The sequence below is a fragment of the Pseudoalteromonas aurantia genome (assembly GCF_005886875.1).
Lineage (GTDB): Bacteria > Pseudomonadota > Gammaproteobacteria > Enterobacterales > Alteromonadaceae > Pseudoalteromonas > Pseudoalteromonas aurantia_A.
This window is the reverse complement of record NZ_PNBY01000019.1, coordinates 47,968-62,120: the sequence shown is the minus strand read 5'-3', so window position 1 is coordinate 62,120 and position 14,153 is coordinate 47,968. Positions and strand designations below refer to the sequence as shown.

At 40.9% G+C, this 14,153-nt stretch carries 14 protein-coding genes; 3 read left to right on the top strand and 11 right to left on the bottom strand.

What is annotated here, in order from left to right; genetic code table 11:
• Positions 1-25: 25 nt before the first annotated feature.
• The 4 genes from CWC18_RS04525 to sdhC are packed head-to-tail and all read right to left on the bottom strand — an operon-like array spanning position 26 to position 3,244.
• Positions 26-745 (bottom strand): succinate dehydrogenase iron-sulfur subunit, encoded by a 720-nt coding sequence (locus CWC18_RS04525; RefSeq protein ID WP_138591998.1) that lies wholly within the window; start codon positions 743-745, stop codon positions 26-28.
• Positions 746-755: 10 nt separating this feature from the next.
• Positions 756-2,528 (bottom strand): succinate dehydrogenase flavoprotein subunit, encoded by a 1,773-nt coding sequence (gene sdhA / locus CWC18_RS04520; RefSeq protein ID WP_138591997.1) that lies wholly within the window; start codon positions 2,526-2,528, stop codon positions 756-758.
• Positions 2,529-2,876 carry a succinate dehydrogenase, hydrophobic membrane anchor protein gene (sdhD, locus tag CWC18_RS04515; protein ID WP_138591996.1) on the bottom strand — a complete coding sequence of 116 codons (348 nt, stop codon included), beginning with the start codon at positions 2,874-2,876 and terminating at the stop codon, positions 2,529-2,531.
• A complete protein-coding gene (sdhC, locus tag CWC18_RS04510) occupies positions 2,867-3,244 on the bottom strand; it encodes a succinate dehydrogenase, cytochrome b556 subunit (protein WP_138591995.1) in 378 nt (125 codons plus the stop codon). Before sdhC ends, sdhD begins: the two co-directional genes overlap by 10 nt.
• A 411-nt stretch (positions 3,245-3,655) precedes the next feature.
• On the opposite strand from sdhC, the gene CWC18_RS04505 reads away from it, so the two are divergent.
• The 3 genes from CWC18_RS04505 to CWC18_RS04495 all read left to right on the top strand — a co-directional run bounded on the left by CWC18_RS04505 (position 3,656) and on the right by CWC18_RS04495 (position 6,670).
• The gene (locus CWC18_RS04505) at positions 3,656-4,942 is read left to right on the top strand and encodes a citrate synthase (RefSeq protein ID WP_138591994.1); all 1,287 of its coding nucleotides are present in this window, start codon (positions 3,656-3,658) and stop codon (positions 4,940-4,942) included.
• 102 nt (positions 4,943-5,044) lie between these two features.
• Positions 5,045-6,262 (top strand): aminotransferase class V-fold PLP-dependent enzyme, encoded by a 1,218-nt coding sequence (locus tag CWC18_RS04500; protein WP_138674806.1) that lies wholly within the window; start codon positions 5,045-5,047, stop codon positions 6,260-6,262.
• A 3-nt stretch (positions 6,263-6,265) separates the two neighbouring features.
• Complete coding sequence (locus CWC18_RS04495) at positions 6,266-6,670, top strand: SufE family protein (protein ID WP_138674805.1); 405 nt, start codon at positions 6,266-6,268, stop codon at positions 6,668-6,670.
• A gap of 27 nt (positions 6,671-6,697) precedes the next feature.
• Here CWC18_RS04495 and tcdA read toward each other — a convergent pair whose 3' ends face one another.
• From tcdA to CWC18_RS04460, 7 genes are all read right to left on the bottom strand, one after another.
• The gene (gene tcdA / locus CWC18_RS04490) at positions 6,698-7,486 is read right to left on the bottom strand and encodes a tRNA cyclic N6-threonylcarbamoyladenosine(37) synthase TcdA (protein WP_432760769.1); all 789 of its coding nucleotides are present in this window, start codon (positions 7,484-7,486) and stop codon (positions 6,698-6,700) included.
• Between the two features lie 4 nt (positions 7,487-7,490).
• A complete protein-coding gene (locus CWC18_RS04485; protein WP_138591990.1) occupies positions 7,491-8,156 on the bottom strand; it encodes a TIGR01621 family pseudouridine synthase in 666 nt (221 codons plus the stop codon).
• Positions 8,143-8,904, bottom strand: a complete 762-nt coding sequence (gene kdsB / locus CWC18_RS04480; protein ID WP_138591989.1) for a 3-deoxy-manno-octulosonate cytidylyltransferase — start codon at positions 8,902-8,904, stop codon at positions 8,143-8,145. Before kdsB ends, CWC18_RS04485 begins: the two co-directional genes overlap by 14 nt.
• The gene (locus CWC18_RS04475; RefSeq protein ID WP_119860375.1) at positions 8,892-9,089 is read right to left on the bottom strand and encodes a Trm112 family protein; all 198 of its coding nucleotides are present in this window, start codon (positions 9,087-9,089) and stop codon (positions 8,892-8,894) included. Before CWC18_RS04475 ends, kdsB begins: the two co-directional genes overlap by 13 nt.
• Positions 9,076-10,059: a tetraacyldisaccharide 4'-kinase gene (lpxK, locus tag CWC18_RS04470; protein ID WP_138674803.1), complete on the bottom strand. Its 984-nt coding sequence runs from the start codon at positions 10,057-10,059 to the stop codon at positions 9,076-9,078. The genes CWC18_RS04475 and lpxK overlap by 14 nt, the downstream gene beginning before the upstream one ends.
• Positions 10,060-10,062: 3 nt before the next feature.
• Positions 10,063-11,799: a lipid A export permease/ATP-binding protein MsbA gene (msbA, locus tag CWC18_RS04465; protein WP_138591987.1), complete on the bottom strand. Its 1,737-nt coding sequence runs from the start codon at positions 11,797-11,799 to the stop codon at positions 10,063-10,065.
• A gap of 110 nt (positions 11,800-11,909) precedes the next feature.
• The gene (locus tag CWC18_RS04460) at positions 11,910-14,006 is read right to left on the bottom strand and encodes a DNA internalization-related competence protein ComEC/Rec2 (RefSeq protein ID WP_171041039.1); all 2,097 of its coding nucleotides are present in this window, start codon (positions 14,004-14,006) and stop codon (positions 11,910-11,912) included.
• Positions 14,007-14,153: the final 147 nt, after the last annotated feature.

Here is a 14,153-nt window from a genome sequence, read left to right as displayed (position 1 = left end):
TGCCATCTGACTGTTTAAATATGTATTAAATCGAACGATTTAACAACATAGATTTTATATGACCAATGGCTTTAGTTGGATTCAAGCCCTTTGGACAAACGCTAACACAGTTCATAATACTGTGACAGCGGAATACACTGAATGCATCATCAAGATCAGCTAATCGCTCTTCAGTTGCCGTATCACGCGTATCAGCTAAGAAACGGTAAGCATGAAGAAGACCTGCTGGACCTATGAACTTGTCTGGATTCCACCAGAACGAAGGACATGAAGTCGAACAACATGCACATAAAATACACTCATATAAACCGTCTAGCTTGTCACGATCTTCAACAGACTGAAGACGCTCCTCGCCACCCGTTGGCTTATCATTGATAAGGAACGGCTTGACTTTTTCATATTGAGTATAGAACTGACTCATATCAATAACTAAGTCACGAATAACAGGCAACCCCGGTAATGGACGAAGAACAATTTTGCCTTTTCCATTTTTCTGTAGGGATGAAATTGGCGTTATACATGCTAAGCCATTTTTGCCATTCATGTTTAGACCATCGGAACCACAGACGCCTTCACGACAAGAACGACGCAAAGAAAGTGTAGGATCTTGCTCTTTTAATAGTAAAAGCGCGTCCAACACCATCATGTCACGACCTTCTTCTACTTCTAGTTTATATTCCTGCATATGTGGTGCATTGTCCACATCAGGGTTATAACGATAAACAGATATTTCTAAAATTGCCATCGTTTTACTCCTAGTAAGTACGTGCTTTGGGTGGGAATGCTTCACGAGTTTTAGGCGCATAGTTTACTTCACGCTTACTCATGCTTTCCGTTTCAGGATTGAATACAGTGTGACACAGCCAGCTCTCATCATCACGATCTGGATAATCAAAACGAGAGTGTGCACCACGACTTTCTGTACGGAAATTCGCGGAAACTGCTGTTGAGTACGCAGTTTCCATTAAGTTATCTAGTTCTAGACACTCAATTCTTTGTGTATTGTATTCAGTCGACTTATCATCTAAACGAGCATGCTGTAAACGCTCTCTGATCTCTTTAAGCTGCTGTAAACCTTCAGCCATAGAATCACCTTCGCGGAATACAGAGAAGTTTAATTGCATACATTGCTGTAGATCTTTCTTAATCTGTACAGGATCTTCACCCTGACCTTTCGTCGAGTTTTCCCAGCGATTATAACGGGTAAATGCCGCATCGATGTTATCGCTAGACGCTTGCTTAGTCACTTGTGCATTCGCCAAGTATTCACCTAAGAAGTTACCCGCAGCACGACCGAATACAACAAGGTCAAGCAATGAGTTACCACCTAGACGGTTAGCACCGTGTACAGATACGCAAGCGATTTCACCAACCGCAAATAAACCTTCAACAAGTTTATTATTACCCTCAGCATCAACGCTCAATACCTGACCGTTAACGTTTGTCGGTACACCACCCATCATATAATGACAGGTTGGAATAACTGGGATAGGCTCTTTAGCTGGGTCAACGTGCGCAAACGTTTTAGATAGGTCACATACACCCGGTAAACGCTTATACAGTGTTTCTTCACCTAAGTGGTCAAGCTTAAGCTTGATATGCGGACCTAACGGACCATCACAACCACGGCCTTCACGAATTTCTGTCATCATAGAACGAGCAACTACGTCGCGCGACGCAAGGTCTTTCGCGTTAGGTGCATAACGTTCCATGAAACGTTCGCCATCTTTATTCAAAAGGTATCCACCTTCACCACGACACCCTTCAGTTACAAGTGTACCGGCACCTGCGATACCTGTGGGGTGGAACTGCCACATCTCCATGTCTTGCATTGCAATCCCAGCACGAGAGGCCATACCTACACCGTCACCAGTATTGATATGAGCATTAGTGGTAGAGGCATAAATACGTCCAGCACCACCTGTTGCTAGTACAACGGCTTTTGACTTGAAGAAGGTAATTTCACCCGTTTCAATTTCAATTGCAGTACAACCAACAACATCACCGTTATCGTTCTTAACGATATCTAATGCATACCATTCAGAAAAAACGTTCGTTTTATTTTTAACGTTTTGTTGGTACAACAAGTGCAGTAATGCATGGCCAGTTCGGTCAGCTGCTGCAGCGGTACGAGCTGCTTGCTCACCACCAAAGTTTTTAGACTGACCACCAAAAGGACGCTGATATACACGACCGTTTTCAAAACGAGAAAATGGTAGACCCATATTTTCAAGCTCAGTGATCGCCTCTGGACCAGTTTGACACATATACTCGATTGCGTCTTGGTCACCGATAAAGTCAGACCCTTTGACCGTATCGTACATGTGCCATTCCCAGTTGTCATCATGAGAGTTACCTAGCGCAACAGTGATACCACCTTGTGCCGAAACCGTATGAGAACGTGTTGGGAAAACTTTTGAAATCAATGCGCAAGTTTTGCCTGATTCAGAAATTGCAAGCGCTGCACGCATACCAGCACCACCGGCACCAACTACAACAGCGTCAAATTCACGTACATGATATTTCACTTAAACACCCCACAAAACAAACAGGCCTATTGCTACGTAAGCAAGCGCCATAAGGTTTAACACGAAGCCAAGTGCCGAGCGCAATGTCGAACACTTTACATAATCCGTTAAAACTTGCCATAAGCCGATAGTTGTATGCACCATAATGCACACAAGCGTCACTAAAGTCGCAGCTTTAACCGCTAAGTTTGAAAACAAACCTTGCCAAGCTTCGAATGTTAGTTCTGGTGTTAAGAGTAAATAACCAACGATAAACACAGCATATGCTGCAATGATTAACGCGGTTGTACGCAGTGAAACGTAATCTTGTACGCCATCGCGTTTCAGAGTTGCTTGATTTAAGACCATATCCACACTCCTGCTAACACGGCTACAATTACAGAAATTGCAATCGCAATATTAGCGCTGCTGTTACCTGACTCTAATTCTTCCCAATGACCCATATCTTGGATCAAATGACGGATACCAACGATTAGGTGATATGCCAACACAGAAAGCGTGCCCCACGCGATGAATTGTGCGATAAAGCCGTTGAACAGCCCTTTCACTAATTCAAAACCTTCAGGAGAAGAAAGAGACTCAGACCATGCCCAAAGTACAAACGTTAAAGCGAAAAATAATGCCACACCAGTTACGCGGTGTAGAATTGACGCTTTAGCCGTTGCTGGCATCGATATAGTCGTAAGATCTAGATTTACAGGTCTTTGCTTTTTCACAGTTACTTGCCCATCTTGCCCACAAAGGAGCTCATCTACTTTGTTTTTATAAAATCCACTTGTGCGACATGCACAAATGGCACACTCTAGATATACCTTCTTTTTGAACAAACCGATCTCAATATGCTCTGTTTGTTGTAAAAAAAGGTTTACCCACAGACGATACGGTGTAAAACCTATGACAGTATATAAGGCCGTGCGCGCTTTTACAATTCTTGTTTAGATTGAGACGCTTGCGAATTAGCCAATGGTATAATATTTAAACTGCACAGAATATTTATTATACATCTTTGCATAATTCCAAGAAAAATTGACTTTATACCCTAGTTTTACGTTAAAATGATCTGAATTTGCTTAACATTAGTATCACAACATAACAATCAGAATTGTTATTCCATAGGAGATAAATAGATGGCAGATAAAAAAGCCACAGTCCATATTGATGGTCACGACCCAATCGAGCTACCAATCTACTCAGGTACCGCTGGTCAAGATGTAATTGATGTTCGTACTCTAGGTGCTCATGGCCACTTCACATATGACCCAGGTTTTATGTCTACCGGTTCTTGTGAATCATCTATCACCTACATCGACGGTGGCAAAGGTGTTCTTTTACATCGCGGTTATCCGATTGAGCAGCTAGCTGAGCACTCAAACTACATCGAATTATGTTATTTACTACTAAACGGTGAGTTACCAACAGCTGAGCAACATGCTGAATTTGCAGATGAAATCACTCGCAACACCATGATGCATGAGAAAATTGCAGCGTTCTTCCAAGGTTTCCGTGTAGATTCACACCCAATGGCAATGCTGTGTGGTGTAGTTGGTGCATTATCGTCTTTCTACCACGACGATTTAGATATCTCAGATGCCAGCCAGCGTCAGCGCAGTGCTATCAAGTTGGTTGCTAAGCTTCCAACAATTGCTGCAATGGCGTACAAATATAATGTTGGTCAACCATTCGTTTACCCACGCAACGATTTAAGCTATGCCGAAAACTTTTTGCATATGATGTTTTCTGTCCCAGCGGAAGATTACACAGTTAACCCTGTTTTAGCAAAAGCTATGGACCGTATTTTCATGCTACACGCTGATCACGAACAAAATGCTTCAACGTCTACAGTACGTTTAGCAGGTTCATCAGGTGCTAACCCTTATGCATGTATTGCTGCTGGTATCGCTTCACTATGGGGACCTGCTCATGGTGGTGCAAACGAAGCGTGTCTGAATATGCTTGAAGAAATCGGTTCGCTTGACCGTATCGACGAGTATGTAGCGAAAGCAAAAGATAAGAGCGACCCATTCCGTCTTATGGGCTTCGGACACCGTGTGTATAAAAACTTCGACCCTCGCGCAACTGTAATGCGTCAAACTTGTCACGAAGTTTTAAAAGAGCTTAATATTCAAGATCCGCTTTTAGATGTTGCAATGCGCCTAGAGCAAATCGCTCTTGAAGACCCATACTTCATCGAGAAGAAACTTTATCCAAACGTTGATTTCTATTCAGGTATCATCCTGAAAGCTATTGGTATTCCAACAAGTATGTTCACAGTTATTTTTGCTATGTCTCGTACTGTTGGCTGGATTTCTCACTGGGATGAGATGCTGTCTCAAGCAGGCCACAAAATTGGTCGCCCTCGCCAGCTTTACACAGGCTACGCACAACGTGACTATTCAGATGCAGCAAAAAGATAACGCCTATCTTTTATGAAAAGGCCGCCTTTGCGGCCTTTTTTATTGCATATGACAAAAATCAAATTACAATCCACTTCGGTAAAATCATCGGAAATACTATACATGAACATCATAGCTGAGCTTCGTCACGACTTCCCTTTATTGACTCGTACGGTTGATGGTCAGCCTTTAATCTACTTAGATTCTGGTGCTACCAGTCAAAAGCCTCAGTGTGTTATCGATGAAATAAATGATTTTTATCGTAAAAACAACGCAAACGTACACAGAGGTTTACACTCATTAAGTGAAATCACTACATCCAAATATGAGCAGGTGCGGGTAAAACTAGCAAAATACTTAGCCGTTTCGGCACAAGAAATAGTCTGGACAAGCGGTGCTACGGAAAGTATCAACATAGTTGCTGCGGGCATTGCCAAAAGCTTGAGTCAAGGTGATATTATCCTGATTAGTGCATTAGAACACCATGCCAATATCGTCCCGTGGCAACAAGCAGCAAAACTTAGCGGGGCATCTTTACAAGTGATGCCAGTAGACCAACAAGGTGTGCTGGATTTAGCCTCAGCCTTAGATATGATCGCACAGTTACAACCTAAAGTCGTTGCATGTACCCACGCTTCAAACACTTTAGGAAATATTAATGATGTAGAGGCGATAATTAAAGCAGCAAAAAAAGCAGACGCTGTGACCGTTATTGACGGCGCTCAAGCATTTCTACACCTTAGACCGAATTTGTCGCATCTAGATTGTGATTTTTATGTCGGATCTGCACATAAAGCACTGGGCCCTACAGGGGTCGGGTTTTTATTCGGAAAATATAACAAGCTCAATGCCCTACCCATATTCAAAACGGGTGGCGAAATGATAGAGACAGTCACTTTTTCAACGACAACTTACCGGAATGCTCCTGCAAAGTTTGAACCCGGCACCCCTAATATTTCGGGCGTACTTGGCTTCGGTGCTGCATTAGATTACCTCGATAATATTGATTATGATCGCCTACAAACATACGAGCAAGCACTATTTAGATACTGCCTAGATGCACTTCAGAACATAGAGGGGATCACCATTTACGGCGATACCGAGAATAATATTGGCACCATCAGCTTTAATTATCGAGCCGAGCATCACTACGACATAGCCACGCTATTGAATAGTTATGGCGTCGCCCTGCGTAGCGGCCATCACTGTACCCAGCCACTCATTTCAGAACTTGAAATTGCAGGTACATTAAGAGTAAGCCTTGCTTTTTACAACTCTCACGCCGATGTGGACGCATTTATTAGTGCTTTGAAGAGTAGCATTGAATTAATTGAAGGATAAACTGTGAACTACCAAGACATACGAAACACACTCGTCGCCTCACGTAGTTGGCAACAAAGCTATAGAGAGGTCATGATGCTTGCAAAACAGCTGCCTAGCCTTCCTGATTGTTTAAAAACAGATGATTCGCTCATAAAAGGCTGTGAAAGTAAGGTTTGGTTACATATAGATTTAGATGAAGATCAGCAAAACCTTATCCTCGTAGGTGACTCCGACACACGGATAGTAAAAGGACTATTTGCCATTATTATAAGTATGTATAGTGGTATTTCACCAGCGCACGCGAAAGAAGTTGACGCTTATGCTGAGTTTGAAACTTTGGGATTAATTAAGCACCTTAGTCCGTCTCGTGGCAATGGGGTTCGCGCAATCATAGAGACTATACAAAGCAAACTTTCTCAGTGGTAAACACTGAGAAAGTAACTATCTAAACATTCAGCATTTTTCTCTTTTTTGCAAATACTTTTTAATGGCCCTTGATGCCGCAAAAAAACCAAATGTTCCCGTTATCATCGTTGCCGATCCAAAGCCAGTAGCACAATCCATGTTTTTCGACCCATCAGCCTGTTGCTTAGCCTGGCATACTTCTCCATTTGATGTTGGGTACACAAGCTGTTCAGTCGAATAGACACAATCAACTGCAAACTTTCGTTTTGGGTTTGACGTAAAGTTATAATTTTTACGTAAAATATACCGTACTTTAGCCAGTAAAGGATCTTGAGTGGTTTTCGCCACATCACCATATAAAATTTGGCTAGGATCCGTTTGGCCGCCAGCTCCACCAGTGGTAATAATCGGTAGTTTCCGACGTTTACAATGAGCGATTAGCGCTGACTTCTCTTTAACCGCATCAATACAATCTATCACATAGTCATAACCTGTAATATGATCTGTAATATTATCTAATGTTAGAAAGTCATCCACTAAACTCACTTTACAATTGGGGTTTATATCTAGCAAACGGGATTTCATCGCTTCAATTTTTTGTTCACCCACGCTACTTGAGAGTGCATGTATTTGACGGTTTATATTGGTCACACAGATATCATCTAAATCAACCAATGTGATATTGCCAATTCCAGTACGAACCAATGCCTCCGCAGCCCAACTGCCAACACCACCAATACCGACCACACAAAAGTGAGCTTGTTGTAGCCAATTGAGTTGCTGCTCACCATATAAACGTGAAATACCACCAAACCTTAATTGCGTTTGTTGTTCCATTATACTACCACTCTAGCGACCATGGGCTATTCCACTTTGAGAAAACCTCATGATTAATTAATTTCATAAACTTTTCGCCCTCACAAGGAATAGCCTGATAATTGTAGATTTGGCCATGCCACTGAAAACGAAGTGCATAAGCATGCAAATATACACGGTCAGCTTTCTCACTTCCGTATAATTCATCACCAAAAATGGGGGCTGAAATACTCTTCATTGCCACCCTAAGCTGGTGCGTTTTACCTGTATAAGGTTTTAAAATAACGCCTCGAAGCCCAGCTTCAATACTCATCGTATAAAAACGTGTTATTGCAGGGTTATCTACTGATTTAAGTAGCTTATGTGCACCTCTTCGGGCCTTAGACATATCGCCTTTAATCCAACCTTGTTTTTTATTTGGCTTATTAGCAATGAGGGCTAAATACACTTTGTCTATTTCTCTATTTGCAAATAACTCACTTAACTGGCTGGCTACAGTGCTAGATTTAGCGAAAATCAATAGCCCTGATGTCACCTTATCTAAACGATGGACAGCAAAAAGCTTTATCTTAAGTTGCGCCTCTAATTGCACAACGAACCCTGCACCGCCTTCGCTATGAAAACTTATTCCCGCGGGTTTAATCGCAACAATAAAATCACACTCATCTGCGATTATTTCAAACTTGGTCATTAACTAACTCAACAACTCGCGCTAAATCTTCTGGTGTATCTACACCTGCGTGCACAGGCTTTGCAGCTTTTGATATTTTTATTTTGTGACCATGATATAAAACGCGTAACTGCTCAAGCGACTCTTGACCCTCAAGTGGCGAGACAGGGAGCGCCAAATAATCTTTAATAAACCCAGCTCTGTAAGCATAAATACCAACATGCCGCTGAAAATTTTCAACGGGAATAGCGTCTTTATCTAACGCTAACATACTGCTACGTTGAAAAGGGATGGGTGAGCGAGAAAAATACAACGCATTGCCGTGAGCGTCGTTTACCACTTTTACTGCATTGGGGTTTAATACATCTTCAACATCTTCAACATTCACACTGAGTGTTGCCATCGGTGCATTTGAGGTCGTTAACAAGCTTGCAACCTGATTTATGTTTTCAGCTTCGAGTAACGGCTCATCCCCCTGCACATTAACAACAATTGTTTCAGGGTCTAATTTTAGTGTTTCAACGACTTCCGCTAACCTTTCAGTGCCTGACTGATGATCCTCTTTCGTCATTAAAACCTTATCGGTAAACCCTCGCACAGCATCAACCACCAATGAATGATCTGTTGCGATGTACACTGCGCTCGCATCAGAGCGGGAAGCTTGTTCAAAAACATGTTGGATCATTGGCTTACCACAAATATCCGCCAGCGGTTTTCCAGGTAAACGACTCGATGCATAACGGGCAGGTATAACGACTACGAATGCCACTTTTCAACCTCGTCTAAACTCAATTCTCTTGCTTCGTTTTCTAATAAAACGGGAATATCATCTCTAATTGGATATGCTAACTTGGATGCAGTACTAATAAGTTCGCTGTGTTCTTTGTCATATTGCAACTTACCTTTGCACACAGGACAGGCTAAAATTTCTAATAACTTTTTATCGAAGGCCATGATAGATCTCTTTATTCTTTAAAATATCTAATAACTGATTTACTAACATCTTACTCGGTTGTGCTTCAACTTTTAAGAAATACCAATTCTCTTTCGCAAAGCTTTGGCATTTTACAGCGTCTTTTTCGGTCATAAATATTGCCGTATCACCAAATTTACTAAAATCCGATTTTATATACGCATGATGATCACGAAAGTGTGCAGTATCGATGATATCAACACCTTCTTCTTGCAACGATTTTTCAAAGCGCTGAGGATTGCCTATTGCGCTAACCGCGACTCCTTTTTTAGGAAATTCGTCACACTTGAGCCCGGTATTAACACTGTAAATACCCGCGCTTTGTAAAACGTAATTAACAGGTGCAGTACCACCATTTTCGATCACAAGATCAACGTTATTTAACCGGCTAGGGAGTTCTCGCAATGGCCCTGCAGGCAATAAACATCCGTTTCCGAAGCGACGCTTGCTATCAACGATACAAAACTCAACAGATCGCGGCATCTTATAATGTTGTAATCCATCATCAGAAACAATTAAGTCTATTTTATATTTATTCTTAAGGTAATTGCAGCTTGCTTCTCGGTCTGGCCCTATCACTACAGGGCAACCAAGACGTGAATGTAATAAATAAGGCTCGTCACCAGCCTCTGCCACCGAACTCAAGTCCGTCACCTCAAATGGATAATTTGAGGCTTGAGACCCATAGCCCCTGCTGATCAGTGCAACTTTAAATCCCTGTGTCTGCAAAAACGCGACCAACCACAAAGCAAATGGAGTTTTGCCATTACCACCAATACTGATATTGCCGACAACAATAATTGGTGTATGTGACGTAAATCGTTTACGTAACCCCAGTGAAAATAGCCCACGACGAAGAGTTGAAACAACCCAAAATAATAAACTTAAAGGCAATAACATATAGGTCACAAGAGACTTAGGTTGATACCATGTTTGCTCTATACTTTTCAAAACTTATTCACCATACTGCATTTTACACAACGTCGCATAAGCCCCTTGCTGGGCCAATAAGCTTTGATGAGTGCCTTGTTCAATAATTTCGCCTTGCTCTACAACATAAATTTTATCTGATTTTTCGATTGTTGAGAGTCGATGTGCTATCACAATAGACGTTTTATTTTTCATTAAAGTATCGAGTGCATCTTGTATTAACCGCTCTGACTCAGTATCAAGCGCTGATGTTGCCTCATCTAAAATAAGGATAGGTGCATCTTTAACAATGGCGCGAGCTATTGCCAGTCGTTGACGCTGCCCACCAGAGAGCATAACGCCATTCTCTCCAACCATTGTATCTAACCCGTCAGGGAGATCTTTAATAAACTCCCAAACATGTGCTTGTTGTGCAACAGACTTTAACTCGTAAAAAGACAATGGTGTTTCTAATCCGTACATAATATTATTGGCAATGGTATCATTGAACAATACAACTTGCTGTGACACTAGAGCAAACTGCCTCCTCAAGTCCTGTAAGGAAAGTGACTTGATGTCTATACCATCAAGCTCAATAGCCCCTTGCTCAATGTCATAATAACGAGGCAACAAGTTTGATAATGTTGACTTTCCAGAGCCAGAGCGCCCAACTAGCGCAATACTTTCACCCGCGTTCACGTTTAAACTAAGTGATTTTATAACAGGTGCGTCTTTAGTGGGATAACAAAACGTTACGTCTTTGATTTCCAACTTGCCGTTTACTTTATCAAGCGAAACCGTGCCTGTGTCTTTTTCTGTCTGTGTATCTAAAATTTCAAAAATACTTTGCGCTGCAGAGATTCCGCGTTGTAAATCGCTATTCACGTTCGCCAATTGCTTTAATGGCCTCAACATCATCATCATCGATGTCAACAGTGAAACAAATGCCCCAGCGCTGATAGTATCAATCATGGAAGGCATGGCAATGATTGCTAGAATAAGCGCCATTGCGCTTGCCGCCAGTATTTGAATAACAGAAACACTTAATGCACGTGTCGCATCCATTTTAACTCTTTGCTGTCTGTTTCTATTATTCACAATTGAGAATTTATCGATTTCTTTTCTTTGCCCACCAAAGCCGTGAATAACTTTATGACCCGCTAGCATTTGTTCAGTTCCGCGGGTGACTTCTCCCATTGCATCTTGAATATTTTTCGATATTTTACGAAAACGTTTAGAAACAAGGGTAACAATCAGTGCGACAACCGGAATAATAATTAAAAACACCAAAGATAATTGCCAACTTGAACGGAACATAACCACAAGTAGAAAAATAACGAAAGCACCTTCTCGGATCATAACTTGTAGTGCACGTGTGATCGCTTGCTGGACTTGCTCAGTATCGAACGTGATCTTTGATATCAGCTCACCGTTGGAATGTTTATCATGAAATGAAACAGGCAAGTACAGCATATGTTCATATAATTCTTGTCTGAGCTGCCTAACGACTTGAGAACCTACATAGGTCAGACAATACGATGCCATATAATTGAAAATACCGCGACCAAGTACCAATGCAATTACAACCATCGGTGCCCAAGACAGTACGTCCACATTTCTGTCACTCAAACCTTCATCTATAAATGGTTGCATTAAGCGAACAAATAGCGCATCCATTGCGGCATATCCAAGCATCCCAATAACGGCACATATGGCAACCGCTTTATACTCAAACGTGTAAGCCAGCAAACGTTTATAAATTTGCTTCGCGCTCAATTGCATATACTTTCTTCCAATATTTCTACAAAACAAGGTATTGTACTTGTCATACTAATAAAACAAAATGCCCAACTTAAATTAATCGCCGATGTACTCTGTATTCGATAAAAATATTACCTAAGAAACCAAAATTCTTTAGCAGTTCGCGCTTTACTGAGCACCAATTCACCATCAAACACCTTTATATTAATATGACCATTGATAGCTGTATCTAGTTGCACTACATCTGACTCTCTATACCTATTGATAACCTCATTATGAGGGAGTTTCCATTGGGAGTGATAACTACGCGAATAGATCGCAATCTCGGGATTTACTGCCCGAATGAACTCATCAGATGACGATGTTTTACTACCATGATGCGGTGCAAGCAGAATCGTACTAGTTAGCCTGCCGAGCGGATAATGCTCTATTAGCTTAAATTCAGCTTTACGCTCAATGTCTCCAGGTAACAAAAGGGAAACCTTACCGTCACTTATTTTAACAACGCAAGAATTATTATTTTTAGAGCCTAAATCAAACATAGGCCATAAGGTCTCAACAAATACATTGTTAAGCTGTAAAGATTTCAGTTCACAATGGCTGTGGGTATTACCTTTATGAAACTCCGCCAAAGATTCAAACCGGTCAAATCTATAAAGCTCCTCAACCCCTCCAATATGGTCTTTATCTTGATGACTTAGTATCGTGTAAGCCAATTCGATGTCATTTGCTACAATATGCGGCTGAACTACATGTTCAAAAATGGCGTATTTATTAAAGTACTTAGCACCCAAATCGTAGAGGAGCCCTTTTCCTTGGCTGGTGACTAATACCGACGTTCCATGCCCGACATCAAAAACATCTATCTCCCAACGAGGCTGAATGATAGTCAACCTGTAAACACCATATAATATGATTGGCCACCAAACCAACTTTCTCATGGGTTCAACAAACAAAAATATGAATACACAGTAGATAAATAGCAAAGTAATTAATTCTATTTTCCCGCTATTCCACCAGCCATTTGATCCTAATACCTCTATAGTACTTTGTAATAGCCCATTAAATAGACCATCGAACAGCTCTAAAACGTCAGTTATGTTTACGAGGTAAGAAAGCGCAATACCCACTAGGATAAAAGGAAAAATAACAAACGTCAGTAGAGGGATTGCGACTAAGTTAGTAAATAAACCGGCCAAACTAACACCTTGAAAAATAAAGATGCTTAAGGGCGCTAGCAAAATACCAATGTAAAACTGTACTTTGACTAACTGAAACAACCAACTCATAGGTGTTACAAAATCAGTATGATAATGCACAACGGCAATAAAAATAGCAGTCACCGCAATAAATGAAAAATACCATCCAACATTTAACAGCACAAACGGGTCTAGTAATAAAGTTAAGCTTGCAGCGATAAGTAATAGCCTAGGTTTGCTTATATTCCTTTTTAAAAAGTATACTAATGTAGCTAATAAAATCATACTATAAGCTCTTATAGCAGATACGCTCATGCCGCTTAAATAGACGTAGATAAATGCAATCACTAGTCCAGCTAACGCGTAAAACAGCCTCAAATGAAATCGTTGTGCATGGTTGTTTCTTGTAATACTAAGAACCCCCCAACACGCAAATTTGCTTATCCAAAATGAGATCGCAAACATGATCCCTATATGTAACCCAGAAATTGCCATCAAATGACTCAACCCAAGTGTTCGCATCACCTCTCTGTCGTTATCCTCAATCTTACTTTTATCGCCAGTCAGTAATGTATAATAAAACCAGTCAAGTTCTAAGGAGCCAAATGTGCGCCATATAAAATGCCTGTATTCATGATATGCGTTTTCTTCTTGCGATCCAAACACCTGGTAGCTGTTAATCCGTCCTTTAAATATTATTTTACTTTTAAAAGCGTAAAGTTCACTATCAAAGCCTGAAAAGTTTTTTCGTCCTCGAAACAACTTTAATTTGGCCTTGCCTGTTAATTTCAAACCAGTTTGAATATCGAAACCTGTATTTTTAATGGCTAAGTTAGCCAATGGCTTCACTAAAGGTCCGTAGTGCATATCACCTACTTGGGACAAACGTACTTGAACATAATTTGTAGGTTGCCCCCCTAACACCCGATGTATCTTACCAACAATGAATACCTCCTCATTAAATGTCATATTTTCAGTGTTAAATGTGTAAAATAAGCTGTGATGGCCAATAACATTGAAAATAGACACAATAAACCCTAACAATACTGGCAGAAACCGCTTAAAATAACGGGACAAAATCGTGAGGAAGACAATACAGCTATAAAACTGCCATGTTTTGTAAAAAAATACGGTGATGATACAGCCGAATAGAAATCCCCAACACATAAAAATTGA

Coding starts and splice junctions, on each gene's coding strand:
- sdhD (WP_138591996.1), bottom strand. CDS start 2,876: ATGGTCTTAAATCAAGCAACTCTGAAACGCGATGGCGTACAAGATTAC.
- CWC18_RS04500 (WP_138674806.1), top strand. CDS start 5,045: ATGAACATCATAGCTGAGCTTCGTCACGACTTCCCTTTATTGACTCGT.
- CWC18_RS04505 (WP_138591994.1), top strand. CDS start 3,656: ATGGCAGATAAAAAAGCCACAGTCCATATTGATGGTCACGACCCAATC.
- CWC18_RS04525 (WP_138591998.1), bottom strand. CDS start 745: ATGGCAATTTTAGAAATATCTGTTTATCGTTATAACCCTGATGTGGAC.
- CWC18_RS04475 (WP_119860375.1), bottom strand. CDS start 9,089: ATGGCCTTCGATAAAAAGTTATTAGAAATTTTAGCCTGTCCTGTGTGC.
- CWC18_RS04485 (WP_138591990.1), bottom strand. CDS start 8,156: ATGACCAAGTTTGAAATAATCGCAGATGAGTGTGATTTTATTGTTGCG.
- msbA (WP_138591987.1), bottom strand. CDS start 11,799: ATGCAATTGAGCGCGAAGCAAATTTATAAACGTTTGCTGGCTTACACG.
- tcdA (WP_432760769.1), bottom strand. CDS start 7,486: ATGGAACAACAAACGCAATTAAGGTTTGGTGGTATTTCACGTTTATAT.